This is a genomic window from Synechococcus sp. N32 (assembly GCF_900473895.1).
Taxonomy (GTDB): Bacteria; Cyanobacteriota; Cyanobacteriia; order PCC-6307; family Cyanobiaceae; genus Parasynechococcus.
In genome coordinates this window covers 151,541-169,077 of record NZ_UCND01000003.1, presented here as the reverse complement: position 1 = coordinate 169,077, position 17,537 = coordinate 151,541, and the positions used below count along the sequence as shown (strand labels likewise).

At 57.7% G+C, this 17,537-nt stretch carries 18 protein-coding genes; 6 read left to right on the top strand and 12 right to left on the bottom strand.

The window, feature by feature from the left end; all coding sequences use genetic code 11:
* The first annotated feature begins 132 nt into the window (after positions 1-132).
* A complete protein-coding gene (locus DXY35_RS01210; protein WP_115080466.1) occupies positions 133-1,722 on the top strand; it encodes a photosystem II high light acclimation radical SAM protein in 1,590 nt (529 codons plus the stop codon).
* Positions 1,723-1,851: 129 nt separating this feature from the next.
* Positions 1,852-2,385, top strand: coding sequence for a sulfotransferase family 2 domain-containing protein (locus DXY35_RS01205; RefSeq protein WP_115080465.1), 534 nt, complete (start codon positions 1,852-1,854; stop codon positions 2,383-2,385).
* Here the strand turns inward: DXY35_RS01205 and DXY35_RS13010 are convergent.
* From DXY35_RS13010 to DXY35_RS01165, 7 genes are all read right to left on the bottom strand, one after another.
* Positions 2,382-2,600, bottom strand: a complete 219-nt coding sequence (locus tag DXY35_RS13010; RefSeq protein ID WP_115080463.1) for a hypothetical protein — start codon at positions 2,598-2,600, stop codon at positions 2,382-2,384. The two genes, DXY35_RS01205 and DXY35_RS13010, sit on opposite strands and share 4 nt — an antisense overlap.
* 4 nt (positions 2,601-2,604) lie before the next feature.
* Positions 2,605-3,348 carry a sulfatase-like hydrolase/transferase gene (locus DXY35_RS01195; RefSeq protein ID WP_170950472.1) on the bottom strand — a complete coding sequence of 248 codons (744 nt, stop codon included), beginning with the start codon at positions 3,346-3,348 and terminating at the stop codon, positions 2,605-2,607.
* Between the two features lie 160 nt (positions 3,349-3,508).
* Positions 3,509-3,757, bottom strand: coding sequence for a sulfatase-like hydrolase/transferase (locus DXY35_RS13270; RefSeq protein WP_371681716.1), 249 nt, complete (start codon positions 3,755-3,757; stop codon positions 3,509-3,511).
* A 189-nt stretch (positions 3,758-3,946) separates the two neighbouring features.
* Positions 3,947-4,858: a glycosyltransferase family 2 protein gene (locus DXY35_RS01180; protein ID WP_115080457.1), complete on the bottom strand. Its 912-nt coding sequence runs from the start codon at positions 4,856-4,858 to the stop codon at positions 3,947-3,949.
* Entirely contained in the window at positions 4,851-5,699 is an 849-nt protein-coding gene (locus DXY35_RS01175; RefSeq protein ID WP_115080455.1) for a CPBP family intramembrane glutamic endopeptidase, read from the bottom strand. The genes DXY35_RS01180 and DXY35_RS01175 overlap by 8 nt, the downstream gene beginning before the upstream one ends.
* A gap of 4 nt (positions 5,700-5,703) precedes the next feature.
* Complete coding sequence (gene clpS / locus DXY35_RS01170; protein ID WP_115080454.1) at positions 5,704-6,024, bottom strand: ATP-dependent Clp protease adapter ClpS; 321 nt, start codon at positions 6,022-6,024, stop codon at positions 5,704-5,706.
* A 47-nt stretch (positions 6,025-6,071) separates the two neighbouring features.
* Positions 6,072-7,298, bottom strand: a complete 1,227-nt coding sequence (locus DXY35_RS01165) for an LL-diaminopimelate aminotransferase (protein WP_115080452.1) — start codon at positions 7,296-7,298, stop codon at positions 6,072-6,074.
* A gap of 53 nt (positions 7,299-7,351) precedes the next feature.
* On the opposite strand from DXY35_RS01165, the gene DXY35_RS01160 reads away from it, so the two are divergent.
* The 3 genes from DXY35_RS01160 (at position 7,352) to DXY35_RS01145 (ending at position 12,824) form a co-directional block, all read left to right on the top strand.
* On the top strand, positions 7,352-10,015 hold the full coding sequence (locus tag DXY35_RS01160; protein ID WP_115080450.1) for a TIGR03960 family B12-binding radical SAM protein: 2,664 nt from the start codon (positions 7,352-7,354) through the stop codon (positions 10,013-10,015).
* Positions 10,016-10,272: 257 nt separating this feature from the next.
* Entirely contained in the window at positions 10,273-12,219 is a 1,947-nt protein-coding gene (locus tag DXY35_RS01150) for an Rne/Rng family ribonuclease (RefSeq protein WP_115080446.1), read from the top strand.
* A 5-nt stretch (positions 12,220-12,224) separates the two neighbouring features.
* The gene (locus tag DXY35_RS01145; RefSeq protein ID WP_115080444.1) at positions 12,225-12,824 is read left to right on the top strand and encodes a ribonuclease HII; all 600 of its coding nucleotides are present in this window, start codon (positions 12,225-12,227) and stop codon (positions 12,822-12,824) included.
* Here DXY35_RS01145 and DXY35_RS01140 read toward each other — a convergent pair.
* Entirely contained in the window at positions 12,771-13,367 is a 597-nt protein-coding gene (locus DXY35_RS01140; protein ID WP_115080443.1) for a DUF1997 domain-containing protein, read from the bottom strand. The genes DXY35_RS01145 and DXY35_RS01140 overlap by 54 nt on opposite strands.
* 31 nt (positions 13,368-13,398) lie before the next feature.
* Between DXY35_RS01140 and pheA the strand changes: the two genes are divergently transcribed.
* Positions 13,399-14,241, top strand: a complete 843-nt coding sequence (gene pheA, locus DXY35_RS01135) for a prephenate dehydratase (RefSeq protein WP_115080441.1) — start codon at positions 13,399-13,401, stop codon at positions 14,239-14,241.
* Between the two features lie 3 nt (positions 14,242-14,244).
* Here pheA and DXY35_RS01130 read toward each other — a convergent pair whose 3' ends face one another.
* The 4 genes from DXY35_RS01130 to tuf form a co-directional block, all read right to left on the bottom strand.
* On the bottom strand, positions 14,245-15,177 hold the full coding sequence (locus tag DXY35_RS01130) for a methyltransferase domain-containing protein (protein ID WP_115080439.1): 933 nt from the start codon (positions 15,175-15,177) through the stop codon (positions 14,245-14,247).
* The gene (locus DXY35_RS01125) at positions 15,177-15,812 is read right to left on the bottom strand and encodes an LON peptidase substrate-binding domain-containing protein (protein ID WP_115080437.1); all 636 of its coding nucleotides are present in this window, start codon (positions 15,810-15,812) and stop codon (positions 15,177-15,179) included. Before DXY35_RS01125 ends, DXY35_RS01130 begins: the two co-directional genes overlap by 1 nt.
* A 56-nt stretch (positions 15,813-15,868) precedes the next feature.
* On the bottom strand, positions 15,869-16,189 hold the full coding sequence (gene rpsJ / locus DXY35_RS01120; RefSeq protein ID WP_011363346.1) for a 30S ribosomal protein S10: 321 nt from the start codon (positions 16,187-16,189) through the stop codon (positions 15,869-15,871).
* Between the two features lie 121 nt (positions 16,190-16,310).
* On the bottom strand, positions 16,311-17,510 hold the full coding sequence (gene tuf / locus DXY35_RS01115) for an elongation factor Tu (RefSeq protein ID WP_115080435.1): 1,200 nt from the start codon (positions 17,508-17,510) through the stop codon (positions 16,311-16,313).
* Positions 17,511-17,537 lie beyond the last annotated feature (27 nt).

Below are 17,537 nucleotides of genomic sequence, written 5' to 3'. Positions count from 1 at the left end.
AAGGGCAGGAGAGCCCTGCCTGATCGGGATTGTAAAGGAAGTTTGCGCTGTGTGTTGCTGGCTTGATGAAGTTGTTGTGAAGAGGCCCTCCGCCCCTTTGGCGGCAGCGCTTGTTAGCGTCCCGAAAGCCTCATGGCAGCTTCCGTGGCACCACAACAAGAACGGGTGTTGCTGGTGCGGCTGCCCTGCAATCCGATCTTCCCGATCGGGCCGATCTACCTCGCCGACCATCTGCACAAATGCTTCCCGGAGATGCCTCAGCGCATCCTGGATCTCGCTGCTCTGCCGGTGCTGGATGTCCATCGCGTGCTGGACGCCACCGTTGACCAGTTCCAACCGACGCTGCTGGTGTTCTCGTGGAGAGACATCCAGATCTATGCGCCGGTCGATGGGCGTGGGGGCAATCCTCTTCAGAATTCGTTTGAGGTCTTCTACGCCCGCAATCCGCTGAAGCGTCTGCATGGAGCCTTGGGCGGGCTTCAGTTAATGAGCAGTCATTACGGCGAGCTGCGCAGAAATCAGCGTCTGGTGCGTCAAGGCTTGAAACGTGCACGCCGCCACCAGCCGACGGCCAGAGCAGTGCTTGGCGGTGGAGCTGTCAGTGTGTTTTACGAGCAACTCGGCAAGTCGCTCCCCAAAGGAACGGTGGTCTCCATCGGTGAGGGGGAGCCGCTGCTCGAGAAGTTGATTCAGGGTCACTCCCTCGAGGGCGAACGATGCTTCGTGGTTGGCGAGAAGCCCCGTTCAGGCCTGATTCATGAGCAGCCGGAAAGTCGGCCCAAAACCGCCTGCAATTACGACTACATCGCTTCGATCTGGCCCCAGCTCGACTGGTACCTCGAAGGCGGTGACTTTTACGTTGGAGTTCAGACCAAGCGCGGTTGCCCGCACAACTGTTGTTATTGCGTCTACACGGTGGTGGAAGGCAAGCAGGTGCGCCTTAACCCCGTGGATGAGGTGGTGAAAGAGATGCGCCAGCTGTACGACCGCGGTGTTCGTGGTTTCTGGTTCACCGATGCCCAGTTCATTCCGGCGCGGCGCTACATCGAAGACGCCAAGGAACTGCTGCGGGCGATCAAGGCGGAAGGGCTGACCGGCATTCGTTGGGCCGCCTATATCCGCGCTGACAATCTGGATCCCGAATTGGCCCAGCTCATGGTGGAGACGGGTATGAGCTATTTCGAGATCGGCATTACATCCGGCTCGCAGGAGCTCGTTCGCAAGATGCGCATGGGCTACAACCTTCGCACCGTTCTGGAGAGTTGCCGGATGCTGGCGAATGCGGGCTTCCGGGATCACGTGTCGGTGAACTACTCCTTCAACGTGATCGATGAGCGACCGGAAACCATCCGCCAGACTGTGGCTTATCACCGAGAGCTGGAGGCCATTTTTGGCGCTGATTTGGTTGAGCCAGCGATCTTTTTCATTGGTTTGCAGCCCCATACCCACTTGGAGCAATACGGTTTTGATCAGGGTTTGATCAAGCCGGGTTACAACCCGATGAGCATGATGCCGTGGACGGCCCGCAAGCTTCTCTGGAACCCCGAGCCGATGGGGAGCACCTTTGGCAGAGTGTGTCTTGAGGCATTTGATCGCAATCCTGCGGATTTCGGTCGCACGGTGATGTCCATTCTTGAACGGGATTACGGCGTAGCTTCGCTTCAGGAAGCGTTACGAGCCCCTGTGGCCGGCCGGGCTGCCTTGGCAACGGCTGTGCGCTGATTCCTCAATGCTGTTGTGATTTCTCACGATAAAAAATGTATTTTCATCCACATCCCCAAGTGTGGTGGTACGTCTGTTGAAGATGTGATTTGGCCGCAAGAATAAGATCGTACCGAGGACGATCTTTGGATGGGTTTTGTGAACCAGTTTGAAAACAAATATCAAACTGGGGGCCTGCAACACCTTTTGGCTTGGCAGATTTGCGAAGAGGTTGGCTTTGATGTTTTCAGTGCCTACTATAAGTTTGCCTTTGTGAGGAATCCCTGGGATCGGATCGTTTCGCAATTTGCTTACATGCAGCAAAGGCCAGATCTAATGGATTTTCTGGGGATGACTTCGGATACGGAATTCAAGGCTTACCTCGAATTGATTCGTCGCAAGGAGCACGTGCAGTGGATACCTCAGGTGCGGTTTCTGCTTGACCAAGATGGACCTTTGCTCGTTGATCGAATTGGGAGATTGGAGTCTTTTGATAAAGATTGTGGGCAAATTTTTTCTGCTCTTGGGTTGCCGCTCGATCAGTTGCCCGGCCATGCCAATCGATCAAAGAGGCAGCCATTTCAAGCGTACTATTCTGATGATGAAACGATTGAAGCTGTTGCCGATATCTTTTCTGAAGATATCTCTTTTTTGGGATATAAATTTGCAGATCCTTCTCTCTAGGTGGTCTGTTCTGGTGTCGCCCAGGGGTAAGACCATGCTATTTGAGTGCCCACGCCTGTCTTGGCAACATGCTGTTGGAGATGATGCTTCGCAATGATTTGGTCGCTGCTCTCGAAGTGATCGGTTAATTTTCTCAGCTTGATTTGAAGCAATTGTTCCAGGTAGTCTTTAATTCCCTTTGCTGATTTGGTGTGAATCAAGTTATTCATCTGCAAGGGATCATTGGTGTTGTCGAATAAAAGCCAGGCTCCGCTTTCGTTGCGCACATAGGTGTGCTGGTTTGTGCGCACGCCGCGATAGGCTTATTCCGTACAGTTGAAGTGGCCCCGCCTGCACTGGTGCACTAAGGAGTCCTGCGTCTGAACTTTTTTCAGGTTTTTTGCCTCGGATGGTAGTGCTCCAGTCCTTGCCCTGTACGTGATCTTCCTGTTTTAAATTTGCCAATCCAAGCAGTGTTGGCATCAGATCTGGTGCGTCAATCGGTGCATTGCATTGCTGCCCTGCGCGATGTTTGCTGCCTGGGTCTCTGATGACGAGAGGAACGCGCACAGATTCTTCAAATGGAAACAGCTTTCTGGTTAAGCCGTGGCTGAAAATCATGTCGCCATGATCGGATGTGAAGACCACAATGGTCTTGTCGTCGAGGTTGTTTTTCTTGAGGCTTCGCAGGATGGTTTTCAGGCAATCGTCGAGAGCTGAGATATGGGAGTAGTAGCCATGTAGCTGCTCTCTTGCCTGGTTCTGGTGCTTCCCTGGAACGTTTTCAGGGATCTTGATTGTTGATTTGTCGTATAGCTCTTGGTATTGATGGGGGGGCTGAATGGTATGGGTCATGGGGTGGCCCCCATGAAACAGCGAGGAAAAAGGGTTGTGCATTTTTTGCAAATTCTTTGATGAGTTTTGCGGCGCAACGGCTTTGGGCGATGGCGTCGTAGCCCTTCCAGAGTTTTTGCTCTTGATCATCATTCAAAAAGAATGGTGATTGGTGGTAATTGCGGTTGCATTCGTTCCCTTGCCAGTGATCAAAGCCTGCACGATATTGTTTGGGTATTGGTGAGTTTCTTCGGTTGAATCCTCCAGTTGGCGACCCATAGACATGCCATTTGCCGATGTATGCCGTTTGTTAGCCATTTCTTTTGAAGGCAGAGGCGATCGAATTGTGTTTTGGGTCCAAACAAGTGTCGTTCACCAGGACGCCATGTTGGAGTGGGTAAAGACCGGTCAGCAACGATCCTCGGTATGGAGAATATTGTGAACAGCCGGAAATGGCGTTTGGAAAGTCAATGCCCTGGCTTTTGAAGCGATCAAGTGTGGGTGTGCGGCACTGATCAACATCCGATGTGCCTCGCCATTGATCCGCAAAAACAACCACGACATTCTGAGGCCTTCGATTGGTCAGCCTTTGACGAATCAGTTGAAATTCTTGTCCCAGCACTGCTGTTTATTTTGCGACTTGAATAGGTGCATTTGCTGTTTGGTTTGAATCAGTAGGGCGCTGATGCTCCAAAAAATGACTTTGTTCACGAGCATAGCGTTTAAGCTAAGCTTGCAAAAATTTTTGCTAGGAATTCGGGTTTTCAAATTTCCGAAGTTTATAAATATCGTAAATTTCTTTGGTTTCCCATGGCTCAAATGGATGTTTTATCTTGTATTTTTTAATTCTTTCGGAAAAGTTCTTGCATCGCACAAAAATGTTTTCGTTTATTATTTTATGGCTCAGTTCGTTTTTCGTGAGGATTAGATACGGTATTAAGTGGTGTCCTTTGCCGCTGTAGTTGGTAAGCTTTTCAGCGGAATTAATATCTACCCTTGATTTTAATTTTTCTTTTGATTTTTCTATTAATGAACGGTGTGATCCGAAGTGTAAGTGTACGAGAGATATTTCGCTTTCGCTGGTTCGATGCGAAGAGCTGCAGCTGTGAAAGCCGATATTTAGATTTCGAAAATCGGTTGTTGTGAAAAAGAGTTTTGTTGGCCTTTCGGCTGGCATTGGCATAAATTCATGGTGTGAAAAGGGCGAATTGTTTAACCTTCTCTTTACTTTAAAGATTTTTCCTGAGGCGCATCCATGCAAATATTTTTTAATACTTTTGGCTTTGCACTCTATTCCTTTTTGAGTCTCTAGTGTCAAAAATTCGTCGCAATCAAGCGGTATGCTGACGCAATTTGGTTTGTGATTTTTTTTGATCAACTCTTCGATTATGGCTCCTTTCTTCTCGAATTCTTCGGGATTCTCTTTGGAGACAATATTGAATCCTTTTTTTGCTAATAATTCCAGTATTTTTAGCGTTTTTTGTTCATTTGATCCGTTGTCAACGATTGTAATATTTGCAGGACGGGTGATCTTTGTGTGATATTTAGACCACGCTTCAAGAAGGTCGCATTCATTTTTTTGCATCATATATATAAGTATTTTATTTGACTTGCTTAGTTGCGCTTTTATAAAGTTAATAGGCAGGCTTAATTTAAGCATTTGATTTGGATGAGATTTTTGTGAATAATAAAAATGTGGTAGATAAAAGGTATATTCCAAGAGGACTTCCTATAGGATTGTTAAATTCAATACTAGCTCCTCCCAGAAGCCATAAGGGCAGTTTCTGATTTGTTGAGATAAGAATATTTTGTAATAGAAACCACCCAGCGACTAGTCCGCCATGCAGGCCAATGCAGCCCCAAAGTGAACCCCGGTCTGCTTGCCGCTGTTTGGCAAGAACCATCCCTAGTAGAAATAGGCCGATGAGTAGGCCGCTCATTGCACCCAGCCCCAGGTTGAAGCGCGTGTGAACGAGGCTGAAGATGCTGGCTTGGGCTATGGCTCCACGACGCGAGCCCATCATTCGATTGAGTTCCTCCCAGAGCCAGCCGCGAAAAATCAATTCTTCTGCAAAGCCAACGCCGAGGCAGAGCAACACAGCATTCACCAAGTGGCTTCCATCCACTTCGCCTCGCCAATCTCCCGAGCCTTCGATCAGAACGACGCTTGTGATCACCGTCAGCAGCCCTGCGGCAATGAGAAGACCTTTGAGAAGAGCAGCTGCAGGTGTGGGTCGTTTCTGTGGGGTAGCCCCGCAGATTCCCAGGGCCGCCCAAGGCCGTGATTCGGACCAACGCAGTGCTGCCCAGCGGGGCAGCACCAGGAGGAACAGCGCAAAACTCAGCACCGTTCCGGTGAGTGAGAGCTGATCCATTGGCAGGCCAAGCAGCGTCAACGGAACAGCGGCAAGCCACCCCAACGCATAAAGGAGAGGAATGAACAGAACCGTGGGCAGCCAGGCCGGCTGAAGCAGGAGAAACCTCTTCAGCAGTTGCTTCATCGCTCTAGTTTTCAGGCTCGATGGAGCTGGTCAGCCCCTTGGCCTTGAGGGTTTCGCAATAGAACTCCGCCGGTTCGATGTCACACACGATCACCAAGCCCACGCCTGTGTTGTGGGCCTCCAGCATCACGGCCATGCAGTCCTGCTCGCTGAGTTGAGGCACGACCTGCTGCAGGGTGGCCACCACGTATTCCATGGAATTCACCGGATCGTTGTGCAGCAGCACCTTGTAGCGAGGCGAGCGCTTGCGAACCCGCTCTGGCGCCTTGTCCAGAACAGCTGCACCACCTGGTTTTTGGCTGGGAGAGTCCACCGCCATGACCATTGATCCGAAGCCTTTGGAATCTAAAGGGAATGGGGAGAGGGGGCGGCTCACAACGCCTTGATGCGTGCCATGGCTTCATCCACGTTGGCGCGGCTGTTGAAGGCCGACAAGCGGAAATACCCCTCGCCAGCGGCGCCGAAACCGCTGCCGGGTGTGCCCACCACGTTGGCCTTGTTGAGCAGATGGTCGAAGAAGCCCCAGGAGTCCATGCCCTCAGGGGTCTTGATCCAGACGTAGGGAGCGTGTTCGCCGCCATAGACGGTGAGGCCTGCAGCACTGAGTTCGCGGCGAATGATCGCGGCGTTCTCCATGTAGAAGCTCACCAGGGCCTTCACCTCGGCCTGACCGGCTTCGGAATAAACAGCCTCAGCTCCGCGCTGAATGATGTAGCTCACACCGTTGAACTTGGTGCTCTGACGTCGGTTCCACAGCCCCCAGAGTTCCACGGCTTCGCCGTTGGCTGCTTTGCCTTTCAGCCCCTTGGGCACCACGGTGAAGGCACAGCGCGTGCCGGTAAAGCCGGCGTTTTTGGAGAAGGATCGGAATTCGATGGCACAGTCCCGGGCTCCTTCGATCTCGAAGATGGAGTGGGGGAGTTCCGGATCCTGGATGAAGGCCTCGTAGGCCGCATCGAAGAGGATCAGTGCGCCATTGGCGCGGGCGTAGTTCACCCAGGCCTGGAGTTGTTCCCGGGTGGCGACGGCACCGGTGGGGTTGTTGGGGAAGCAGAGGTAGATCAGGTCGACCGGTTCACTGGGAATCTGCGCTGCAAAGCCGTTGTCTGCGCTGATCGGTAGGTAGGTCAGTCCCGCGTAGCGACCGATCTCTCCAGCTTCCCCGGTGCGGCCAGCCATCACGTTGCTGTCCACGTACACCGGGTAGACGGGGTCCGTGACGGCCACCTTGTTGCTCTCGCCGAGGATGTCGAGGATGTTGCTGCTGTCGCACTTGGAGCCGTCGGAAACAAAAATTTCCTCGGCACTGATGTCGCAGCCTCGGGCTTGGAAGTCGTTTTTGGCGATGGCCTCCCGCAGCCAGCCGTAGCCCTGTTCCGGGCCATAGCCATGGAAGCCTTCGGCGGTGCCCATCGCATCGATGGCGGTTTTCATGGCTTCACGGCAGGCCAGCGGCAGGGGTTCCGTGACATCACCGATGCCCAGGCGGATCAGCGCTGCCTCGGGATTGGCGCTGCTGAATGCTTTGACGCGTCGACCGATCTCAGGGAACAGGTAGCCCGCTTTGAGCTTGAGGTAGTTGCCGTTGACCTGAACCACGGAATCGGGAGCTATTTCTGCGGTGCATCCTGCCGTGTCGGTAGCTCCATACGATGACCTCAGGAGTCAGGACATCCGACGTGGTCGTCTCATCCCTGGATCACCCGGTTGATTTTCATGCCCTGGTGGACAGCGGCATCAACAAACCGGCCCGCTACATGGGGCATGAGTTAGGGGTTGAACCACGTGACTGGCAGACAGCGTCGGTTCGCTGGGCGCTCACCTACCCCGAGATCTATGAGGTTGGCTCCAGCAACCTGGGCCACATCATTCTTTATTCGATCCTCAATGCCGTCCCCGGGCAGTTGTGTGATCGCGCCTATCTTCCAGCGGCTGATCTGGCAAGCCGCTTGCGGGAACGTTCCCAGGCGTTGTTTGCCGTGGAAAGCCGTCGGCCTTTGCCGGCCTTCGACATCCTGGGTTTCAGTCTCAGTTACGAACTGGGCGCCACCAACATTCTTGAGATGCTGGATCTGGCGCAGGTGCCCATCCGCGCCGCTGATCGGGGCGACTTGCCCCTGAGTGATCCTGCAGCACCTCCTTTGATTTTCGCTGGTGGGCCCACCGCCACCAGCAATCCAGAGCCCTATGCCCCGTTTTTCGACTTCATCGCTCTGGGTGACGGTGAGGAGCTGTTGCCCGAAATCGGTCTGGTGGTGGCGCAAGCCAAAGCGGATGGATTGACGCGATCGCAATTGCTGCGGGATCTGGCCCAGGTTCCCGGCGTTTACGTGCCTGCGCTCTATGGAACGGGCGCCGATGGGGTCACCCTCGAGCCGCTTCATCCTGATGTCCCGGCACGGGTTCTTCGCCGTGTGGCGACGCCAATGCCCCACTACGCCATGGGTCTCGTGCCCCATGTGGAAACGGTGCACGACCGTCTCACGGTGGAGATTCGCCGCGGTTGCACCCGGGGTTGTCGCTTCTGCCAGCCCGGAATGTTGACGCGACCGGCTCGGGATGTGGAACCCGAAGCGGTGATCGAGGCAGTGGAGACCGGCATGAAACAAACCGGCTACAGCGATTTCTCGCTGCTCTCCTTGAGCTGCAGCGACTATCTGGCGCTGCCGGCGGTGGGGGTGGAGTTGCGCAACCGCCTGGCGGATCAGAACGTCACGCTTCAACTGCCCAGCCAGCGGGTGGATCGCTTCGATGAAGACATTGCCCACATCCTTGGCGGCACGCGGAAAGCGGGTCTCACCTTCGCCCCGGAGGCCGGGACACAGCGCCTCCGCGACATCGTCAACAAGGGCCTCACCGATGACGACCTTCTGGATGGCATCCGCACGGCCATGCAGAACGGGTACCGCAAGGTGAAGCTGTACTTCATGATCGGTCTCCCCGGTGAGACGGATGCCGATGTTCTCGGCATTGCCGAGACCTGCGTGATGCTCCAGCAGCGCTGCCGTGATCTGGGTCGGCTGAACCTGAACATCACGATCAGCAATTTCACGCCCAAGCCCCACACCCCTTTTCAGTGGCACAGCGTCTCCACAGCTGAGTTTGAGCGGCGCCAGGTGCTGCTCAAGGAGGCCTTCAGGCGTTTGCGCGGCGTGAAGGTGAATTTCACCGATGTGCGGCTTTCGGCCATGGAGGATTTTGTGGGCCGCAGCGATCGGCGCCTTGCCCCGGTGATCGAGGCGGCCTGGCGAGCTGGTGCCGGCATGGATGCCTGGTTCGAGTCGCTGGATCGCACCTACGCCGCCTGGACCGCAGCCATCGCGGATGCCGGCCTGGAGGGGCGTTACCGGGAGATGGAGGTGGGGGGTTGGAGTGCTGTGGCTGCGCTGGATCGGGAGGATCTGGAAGCGTTCTGTGCTCAGCCACTCCCCTGGGATCACATCGACACCGGCATCGACAAAGCCTGGCTCGCGGACGATCTGCAACGGGCTCTGGCGGCGGCGGTTGTGCCCGACTGCTCCTTTGATGGTTGCAGCAGTTGTGGGGTCTGCGGCCCGGATCTCGGGCACAACGTGGTGGTTCCCGCTCCTGAGGTGCCAACCCAGGTGCCGACCCAGGCGCCGCCCAGTGACCGGGTGTGCCGGATCCGGGTGCAATTCGCCAAAACGGGATCGATGGCGCTGCTCAGCCATCTTGATTTGATGCGCATGCTGGAGCGGGCCCTTCGTCGCAGTGCGCTTCCGATCAGCTTCACCGGTGGGTTTCATCCACTGCCGCGGGTTCAGATCGCTTTGGCACTTCCCCTCGGTGCTGAGGCCCAGAGCGAGTGGATGGATCTGGAATTCACCGAGGCCCTGGATCCCAACCACTTCCGCAAGACGCTTCAGCCGTTGCTGCCGGAGGGCATTCAGCTGCTGGCGGCAGCTGAGGTTCCCGTCAGTGGCAAGAGCCTTTCGCAAGAACTGACGGGGGCCATTTGGTGTTTTGATCTCGTGCCGCAGGAGCAGGCCCTGATGTCATTGGATTGGACTGCGGCGGTGGATCAGCTCCTGCAGGCCACAGCCTTGGTGTGGCACGACACCGACAAGAAGGGCCGCCCTCGGGAACGGGATTGCCGCCCCGCGTTGAAGGCGCTGCAGGTGACGGATCAGAACGCCAATGGATCCGTTCGGCTTCGCTTGGAAGCGGCGGTGGATGAGATGGGTCGAAGCTTGCGCCCTGCTCAGATTCAGCACTGGCTGGCTGAGACCGTTGGTCAGCCCTTGCAGGTGCAACGCTTGGCGCGAGAGGCCCTGCTCCTCAGTGCGCAGTGCTAATTTGGCTAAAGAACAGGTGTTTCGTCCATCGGGACCAACCTTGTTCCGGTCTTGTCTGATCCAACACGGATATCGAGGTCCACATCACGGCTTGCACGGCGGTCTTTTTTGGAACCCCCAAGCCTGAGTCATAGGAGTTCTTGCTCCGCAACCTTTTGGTCTTGCTGACCAGCTCAGATCTTTCCATCAACCCGTGAGGGAGAACCGGCAGGTTCCTCAACGGATTTGGCCCTCAATCGGGCTCAACCAGTCCTGTTATGCCCCAGCAAATTGTCATCGCGGAGCAGCTGCGCATCGCAGCAGTGCTGACCGATGAACGCGTTGATGAACTCATCGTCGCGCAGGGTCGTTATCAGATCGGAGATGTCTATTTAGGAACGGTAGAAAATGTTCTGCCAGGCATTGATGCCGCCTTCGTCAATATCGGTGAGAGTGAGAAAAACGGGTTCATCCATGTCACCGATCTTGGGCCGCTGCGTCTGAAGAAAGGTTCAGCAGGGATCACTGAACTTCTGGAGCCTCGCCAGAAGGTTCTGGTTCAGGTGATGAAAGAACCGACCGGCACCAAAGGCCCACGGTTGACGGGAAATCTTGCTCTGCCAGGTCGCTACCTGGTTCTTCAGCCCCATGGCCAGGGGGTCAACATCTCCCGGCGCATCAGTTCTGATGCAGAACGGAACCGGCTGCGTGCCCTTGGTGTTCTGATCAAGCCGCCTGGAGCCGGTCTGCTGATCCGTACGGAAGCCGACGGCATCAGCGAAGAGCTGTTGATTGAGGATCTGGAATCCTTGCTGCGCCAGTGGGAGGCGATTCAGCAAGCCGCTGAAACGGCTGCACCGCCGGTGCTGCTCAACCGCGATGAAGACTTCATCCATCGGATTCTGCGGGACCACATGGGCCCGGATCTGGCCCGGGTTGTGGTGGACGATGCCGCCGCTGTGAACCGTGTGAGCAGTTTCCTTGGTGCCGAAGCCGGCAATGTGCTGGTGGAGGCTCACAGTGAACCCAGCGAGTTGCTGGAGCACTACAAGGTCAATGCCGCCATCCGCGATGCGCTGAAGCCGCGGGTTGATCTGCCGTCCGGTGGCTACGTGATCATCGAGCCCACCGAAGCACTCACGGTGATCGATGTGAACTCGGGCTCGTTCACACGATCGGCCAATGCGCGCGAAACCGTTCTGTGGACCAACTGCGAGGCGGCGATCGAAATCGCTCGCCAGCTCAAGCTTCGCAACATCGGTGGGGTGATCATCATCGACTTCATCGATATGGATTCCCGTCGTGATCAGCTCCAGCTGCTGGAGCATTTCACGACAGCCGTCCGTGACGACTCAGCCCGCCCGCAGATTGCACAGCTCAGCGAACTGGGCCTGGTGGAACTCACCCGCAAGCGTCAAGGGCAGAACATCTATGAACTGTTTGGTCGGGCTTGCCCCAGCTGTGGTGGTCTGGGCCATGTGGCCGTTCTTCCCGGCAAAGACCTGCTTCAACCTCTGGCAACGGCCACAGGATTGGTTCGCTCGGCGGCCTCTGCCCGCGCCGAAGTTGTTGCGCCAGGAGAGAGCGGTGGCAATGGCCGGCGGCGGCGCGGTGGTCGAGGGCGCGGCAGTCAGGATGCCGTCCTTCCTGTCGAGACGACCGACACCACTGCCCCTGAGGTGTCGACCCAAGAGGCTCAGGAGCCCGCGACCGCCCGTCGTCAGGACCCTGAATTGGTTGCCGTCCCGATGACCGGCGAGCAACAGCAGTTGTTTGGTTGGCTGGGATTGAACCCTGCCCTGTTGCTGGAGGAGCCCCCTACATCCGACAACGTCGTGGTCCGGGTTGTGCGTCCTGGCGAGGACGAGCAGGAGGTGCTGGAGGCGGCGCGTCAGCAATTGGCGGCCAGTTCCGGACGCCGCCGTCGTCGTGGCGGACGGGGTGGTCGTTCAGGTTCACGCAACGGGGCGAGTCAGTCCACTGCGATCCCGGTCCCTGCCGCTGAGACTCCTGTTGTCGTCACCTCATCCGCCCCGGATGAGTCGGTTCCCCTGATGGTGGAGATCACCCCCTTGGAGGCGGTGACCAACCTGACGATCACCGAACCAGAACCGGCCCCCATCAGCCAACCGGCTGAGCCTGAGCCTGTGGCCGTGGCGGACACATCTGAGCCTGATGAGCCTCGCCGTCGCCGTCGCCGCTCCTCGGCTGTCGCCACGGTCTGAGTCGGATGACCGCGCAGGACTCCCTCCCCCTCGGGCGGGACGTGGCTGGTGTGGATGAAGTCGGTCGCGGTTGCTTGTTCGGTCCTGTGTTTGCGGCTGCTGTTGTGCTCGAGACCGCAGCGGCTCAAGAGCTGTTGAAGGCAGGGCTGACCGATAGCAAAAAACTGTCAGCCAAGCGTCGGGCTGCTCTGGTTCCGGTGATCCAGTCGCTGTGTGCGGCATCCGGTCTGGGCCAGGCATCAGCGCGCGAAATTGACGCCTGCGGCATCCGCGTTGCCACGGAACGCGCCATGTTGCGGGCGCTGCAGCGACTGCCGCAGCGCCCTGGGCTCGTGCTGGTGGATGGCAACCTTCCCCTTCGGCTGTGGCAGGGCCCGCAGCGCACGGTGATCGCAGGGGACAGCCGATCAGCGGCCATTGCTGCGGCGAGTGTTCTGGCCAAGGAGGCCAGGGATGCACTCATCCGGCGCTTATCGGCTCGATTCCCTGGTTACGGCCTCGAGCGCCATGCGGGCTACGGCACGGCGCAACATCGTCAGAGCTTGATGGCCTCAGGCCCCACGCCCCTGCATCGGCACACGTTCTTGAGGCGTCTGCTCGGTTGAGCCTTGCCCGTCGGTTTCCCGGCACCAGCTTCGGTAGTCGTCGATCAGTTGCTGGCCAACCCGGGCTTTGATGCCAATGAGGATGCCACTCAAGATTGATTCGCCCGTTGATTCCAGCACCCGTTTGGGGATCAGCTTGAGCAGCGATGGCTGGCTGACGCTCACCGAAAGATGGGCATGTCCCTGAAGTCCGTCGGGTGTGGACGTCAGCCGTGCTTCCAGGTTCAGGGCGAAGTCATCAACAATCCCCAGACCCTCCAGTTCGCAGTCGAGGGCCTGCATCACCAAGGTGTCGCCTTCCATGTGGATCTGGAGGGACACCACGGGTTTCACGTGGAGCTGGAAGACCTGAAGGCTGGTTACCACATAGCGGTAGCGCCCTGACTGCAGGCGGGTGAGCTGTTTGGCATCCAGCAGGGCCCCGAGGACGCGCTCCTCCTCCAGCAGGTAAGTGGGAAGCCGCTCTGCTCCGGTTCGGACAGGCAGATCAAGCTTTTGACTGGCTTCGAAGGCCAGGGGCATGGTCTTCACCTGACGCGGCATGATCTTATCGAGTCCATCCAGTGCGGCTTCGATGCCTACACGTCTCGCATTCCTTGGCCCAGTCGGGACCTATGGCGAGCAGGCCGCCCGGGTGTTGATCGAACAGGACGCTCTCGAGGATGTCCAGCTCGTTCCCTGCGTGGGGCTCCGATCGGTGGTGGAACAGCTGGCTGGAGGGCAGTGTGATGCAGCCGTTGTCCCGATCGAGAACTCGGTTGAAGGGGGGGTGACAGCGACCCTCGATGCGCTGTGGTCCCATCCAGAGCTCTGTATCCGCAGGGCTTTGGTGCTGCCGATTCAGCACGCTCTGCTGGGGAGTGGGCCGCTCAGCAGAGTCACCGAAGTGCTCTCCCACCCGCAGGCCCTGGCCCAGTGCAGTGGCTGGTTGGCCCAGCATCTGCCCGACGCCTTGCAACTGCCCACCTCATCCACGGCTGAAGCAGCTCGCATGGTGGCGGGCAGTCCCTTCCGGGCTGCGATCGCCTCCCAGACCGCTGCCCGGGAACACGGGTTGGATCAGCTGGCGTTCCCGGTGAACGATGTTGCGGGCAATCGCACCCGTTTTCTGCTGCTGCGCCGTGGGCAGCGCAGTGAGCATGGCGATTTGGCCAGTCTGGCGTTCTCGCTGCATCGAAATGCGCCGGGGGCTTTGTTGGAGGCTTTGGCCTGTTTGGCTGAGCGGGGCCTGAACATGAGTCGGATTGAATCGCGACCGTCCAAACGGGAGCTGGGGGAATACGTCTTTTTTGTGGATGTGGATCTTCCGCCGGCTCCGTCAGCGGCTCTGAAGGATCTGATCGCCCAGTTGCAGCCTCTGTGTGAGCATCTCGCCCATTTCGGTGCCTACCCCAGCAGCGATTTGAGCGGCTGTTGAGGATCAGTCTTTTCTGATCCGGAAGACGCCGAATTGCATCAGACCGGTGGCGAAGGCCCAGTGCATCAGCAGCAACGTCGGCGTTTCTCTCAGGCCTTGCAGGACCGCTTTCGGTCCCAGGCTGAGCACCGCCCAGGGACGGCGGACGCCCTCGATGATCGAGTCAATCCATGAGGGGAGCGTGGCCTGGGTCCAGTCACCGGTGACGATCTCGCCACGGTTGTGCACGCTGTTGTCGAGGTTCTGGCGGAACCCCTTGATGCTGGCGAATTCAGGGTGGGCCCATTGGTTGAGCAGCTGACGCATCACCCAGCGTTCGGTTCGCGTCATGCCGCCGTCAGATGGATCCCGGCGGTTCCAGTCGGCCACTGCAAGCAGACCCCCCGGTCGCATCACCCGCAGCAGCTCATCGGCATAACGCTGCTTGTCCGGCATGTGGGGACCGGCCTCCACACTCCAAACCGCATCAAAGCTCTGATCGGGCAGTTGAAGATCCAAGGCGTCCATCACCTGGAAGCGGCAACTCAGACCTGATGGGGTGAGTTGTGTGGCTCGTTCCACCTGAGCAGGGCTGATGCTGATGCCGAGAACGTTCAATCCGTAATCCCGCGCCAGGATTCGGGCACTGCCACCGATGCCGCATCCCACATCCAGCACCCGGCTGCCGGCGGGGAGTTGGTCCAGACCGCTCCATCGCACCAGCTCGTGGACGAAGGCTTCCTTGGCTTCGCGGAAGTCGCAGGAGCCGGGCGGGGTCCCGTAATGGCCGAGATGGACATGCTCTCCCCAGAGCTGCTCCAGCAAGCGGTCTTCCGTCCAGGCGTCGTAGGCGGAGGCGACACTCTCCGATGATTCGTAGCGCCGGTCGCGGCGAAGCCACAGCGCAACTCCGGTGGCTCCAACGGAGCCGACTACCAATAACAGAGATCCCAACATCACTTCAGATCCATCAACACAGTGCGGGCCGCCAGTTGGCGTCGGGTGTGGTCCAACATTTCAAATTGCTGACTCAACCGTTCGTGGGTGTCGGTTAGTTCCAGAAGACTCTGTTGCTCCGAAGCAGCCTGATCCAGATGGGCGCTGATCCAGAAGGAGAGTTCCCGCGGTAGATCAGGCAGATCGTCAGGCAGTTCCACCTCTCGGTTCTGCAGTTTGCTGGTCAGCTGAACGACGTCGCTCAAGGCTTCGCTCACCTTGTCCCGCAGGCTGTTGAGCTGGTCGGTGTCGGCCACGGGCTCATCCTCCAGCCAGCTCACAATCCCTGTTCGGTAGGGCGTTTCCCGCGTGATGTTGAGCAGCCGGAACCGCTGTTGGCCCAGCGAAACGATGTAGCTGCGACCGTCTTCGGTTGTTTGGTGCTGAAGCACTTCAGCGCAGCAACCGATTTCGGCCATTTCGCCGTTCTCGGGGTTGATGCGAACGATGCCGAATCGTTTGTCGGTCTCCAGAACCGTCTGGAGAAGCATCCGATAACGAGATTCAAAAATGTGCAGCGGCAGGAGCTGCTGCGGGAACAACACGACGTCCGGCAGGGGGAACAGGGGAAGCTCCCTCACAGAAAAATCGGACACGAACGCCGTGTTGTAGGCAACTGAATCCTAGGAAAATGAAGTTCTGATCGAACGGATCAGAGCTTCACTTCGATGTCCACACCACTGGGGAGATCAAGCTTCATCAGCGCATCGATGGTTTTGGCCGAGGGGCTGTAGATGTCGATGATCCGACGGTGGGTGCGGGTCTCGAAGTGCTCGCGGGAGTCCTTGTCCACGTGGGGAGAGCGCAGAACGCAGTAGATCTTGCGTTTCGTGGGCAGGGGGATCGGACCGATCGCGGTTGCAGCGGTGTTATCGGCCGTTTCAATGATTTTCTCGCAAGAAAGATCGAGCATGCGGCGGTCGAACGCCTTCAGGCGGATGCGGATCTTCTGCTGAGCGATGGCAGTGGACATAGGAAGGGAGCGAAAAAGCTTCGAGGACGAAGCAGGACTTCAGTTGTCGAGGTTCAGAGAAATGTAGGAGATGGGGGGCTGAGCCCCTCCATCTCCTGCCGTGTGGTTCAGCTTGCGCTGATCACTCGATGATCTTGGAGACCACGCCAGCACCGATGGTGCGGCCGCCTTCGCGAATAGCGAAGCGCATGCCTTGCTCGATGGCGACGGGGCAGATCAGCTCACCGGTCATCTGGATGTTGTCACCAGGCATCACCATTTCCACGTTGGAACCGTCTTCCGCGGTGAAGGCAGTGATTTGGCCGGTCACGTCCGTTGTACGGATGTAGAACTGCGGGCGGTAGCCAGCGAAGAAGGGGGTGTGGCGGCCGCCCTCTTCCTTCTTGAGCACGTACACCTGACCCTCGAACTTGGTGTGAGGGGTGATGGAACCGGGCTTCACGAGCACCATGCCGCGCTCGATTTCTTCCTTCTGGATGCCGCGCAGCAGCAGACCAACGTTGTCGCCAGCCATGCCCTCATCGAGCAGCTTGCGGAACATTTCCACACCGGTGACGGTGGTCTTGCGGGTGTCCTTGATACCGACGATTTCGATCTCTTCGCCAACCTTGACGATGCCGCGCTCGATCCGGCCGGTGGCCACGGTGCCGCGACCGGTGATGGAGAAGACGTCTTCCACTGCCATCAGGAAGGGCTTGTCCACTTCCCGCTCAGGCTCAGGAATGCTGGCGTCAACAGCCGCCATCAGTTCCTCGATCTTGGCTTCCCACTCAGCCTCGCCCTCGATGGCCTTCAGGCCGGAGACCTGAACCACGGGGATGTCGTCGCCGGGGAAGTCGTAGCTGGAGAGCAGTTCGCGGATCTCCATCTCCACCAGTTCGATGATCTCTTCGTCATCGACCATGTCGCACTTGTTCAGTGCAACCACCAGAGCGGGAACGCCCACCTGCTTGGCCAGAAGGATGTGCTCCTTGGTCTGGGCCATGGGGCCGTCAGTGGCGGCACACACCAGGATGGCGCCGTCCATCTGAGCGGCACCGGTGATCATGTTCTTCACATAGTCCGCGTGGCCAGGGCAGTCCACGTGGGCGTAGTGACGAGTCTCGGTCTCGTACTCAACGTGAGCGGTGTTGATGGTGATGCCGCGCTCACGCTCTTCAGGGGCGCCGTCGATGTCGGCGTAGTTCTGAACTTCAGCCTGCCCCTTCTTGGCGAGCACGTTGGTGATCGCAGCGGTGAGGGTGGTCTTGCCGTGGTCAACGTGGCCGATGGTGCCGATGTTGACGTGGGGCTTGTTCCTTTCGAACTTCTCGCGTGCCATGGGTGTTTAAAGAATCGAGGGTTGGAT

What these genes read in the sequence shown, in the direction of transcription:
- DXY35_RS01210 (WP_115080466.1), top strand. Translation starts at nt 133, where the DNA reads ATGGCAGCTTCCGTGGCACCACAACAAGAACGGGTGTTGCTGGTGCGG.
- DXY35_RS01205 (WP_115080465.1), top strand. Translation starts at nt 1,852, where the DNA reads ATGGGTTTTGTGAACCAGTTTGAAAACAAATATCAAACTGGGGGCCTG.
- DXY35_RS01195 (WP_170950472.1), bottom strand. Translation starts at nt 3,348, where the DNA reads ATGATCAAGAGCAAAAACTCTGGAAGGGCTACGACGCCATCGCCCAAA.
- DXY35_RS01180 (WP_115080457.1), bottom strand. Translation starts at nt 4,858, where the DNA reads ATGCTTAAATTAAGCCTGCCTATTAACTTTATAAAAGCGCAACTAAGC.
- DXY35_RS01175 (WP_115080455.1), bottom strand. Translation starts at nt 5,699, where the DNA reads ATGAAGCAACTGCTGAAGAGGTTTCTCCTGCTTCAGCCGGCCTGGCTG.
- clpS (WP_115080454.1), bottom strand. Translation starts at nt 6,024, where the DNA reads ATGGTCATGGCGGTGGACTCTCCCAGCCAAAAACCAGGTGGTGCAGCT.
- DXY35_RS01160 (WP_115080450.1), top strand. Translation starts at nt 7,352, where the DNA reads ATGACCTCAGGAGTCAGGACATCCGACGTGGTCGTCTCATCCCTGGAT.
- DXY35_RS01150 (WP_115080446.1), top strand. Translation starts at nt 10,273, where the DNA reads ATGCCCCAGCAAATTGTCATCGCGGAGCAGCTGCGCATCGCAGCAGTG.
- DXY35_RS01145 (WP_115080444.1), top strand. Translation starts at nt 12,225, where the DNA reads ATGACCGCGCAGGACTCCCTCCCCCTCGGGCGGGACGTGGCTGGTGTG.
- DXY35_RS01140 (WP_115080443.1), bottom strand. Translation starts at nt 13,367, where the DNA reads ATGCCGCGTCAGGTGAAGACCATGCCCCTGGCCTTCGAAGCCAGTCAA.
- pheA (WP_115080441.1), top strand. Translation starts at nt 13,399, where the DNA reads ATGCCTACACGTCTCGCATTCCTTGGCCCAGTCGGGACCTATGGCGAG.
- DXY35_RS01130 (WP_115080439.1), bottom strand. Translation starts at nt 15,177, where the DNA reads ATGTTGGGATCTCTGTTATTGGTAGTCGGCTCCGTTGGAGCCACCGGA.
- rpsJ (WP_011363346.1), bottom strand. Translation starts at nt 16,189, where the DNA reads ATGTCCACTGCCATCGCTCAGCAGAAGATCCGCATCCGCCTGAAGGCG.
- tuf (WP_115080435.1), bottom strand. Translation starts at nt 17,510, where the DNA reads ATGGCACGCGAGAAGTTCGAAAGGAACAAGCCCCACGTCAACATCGGC.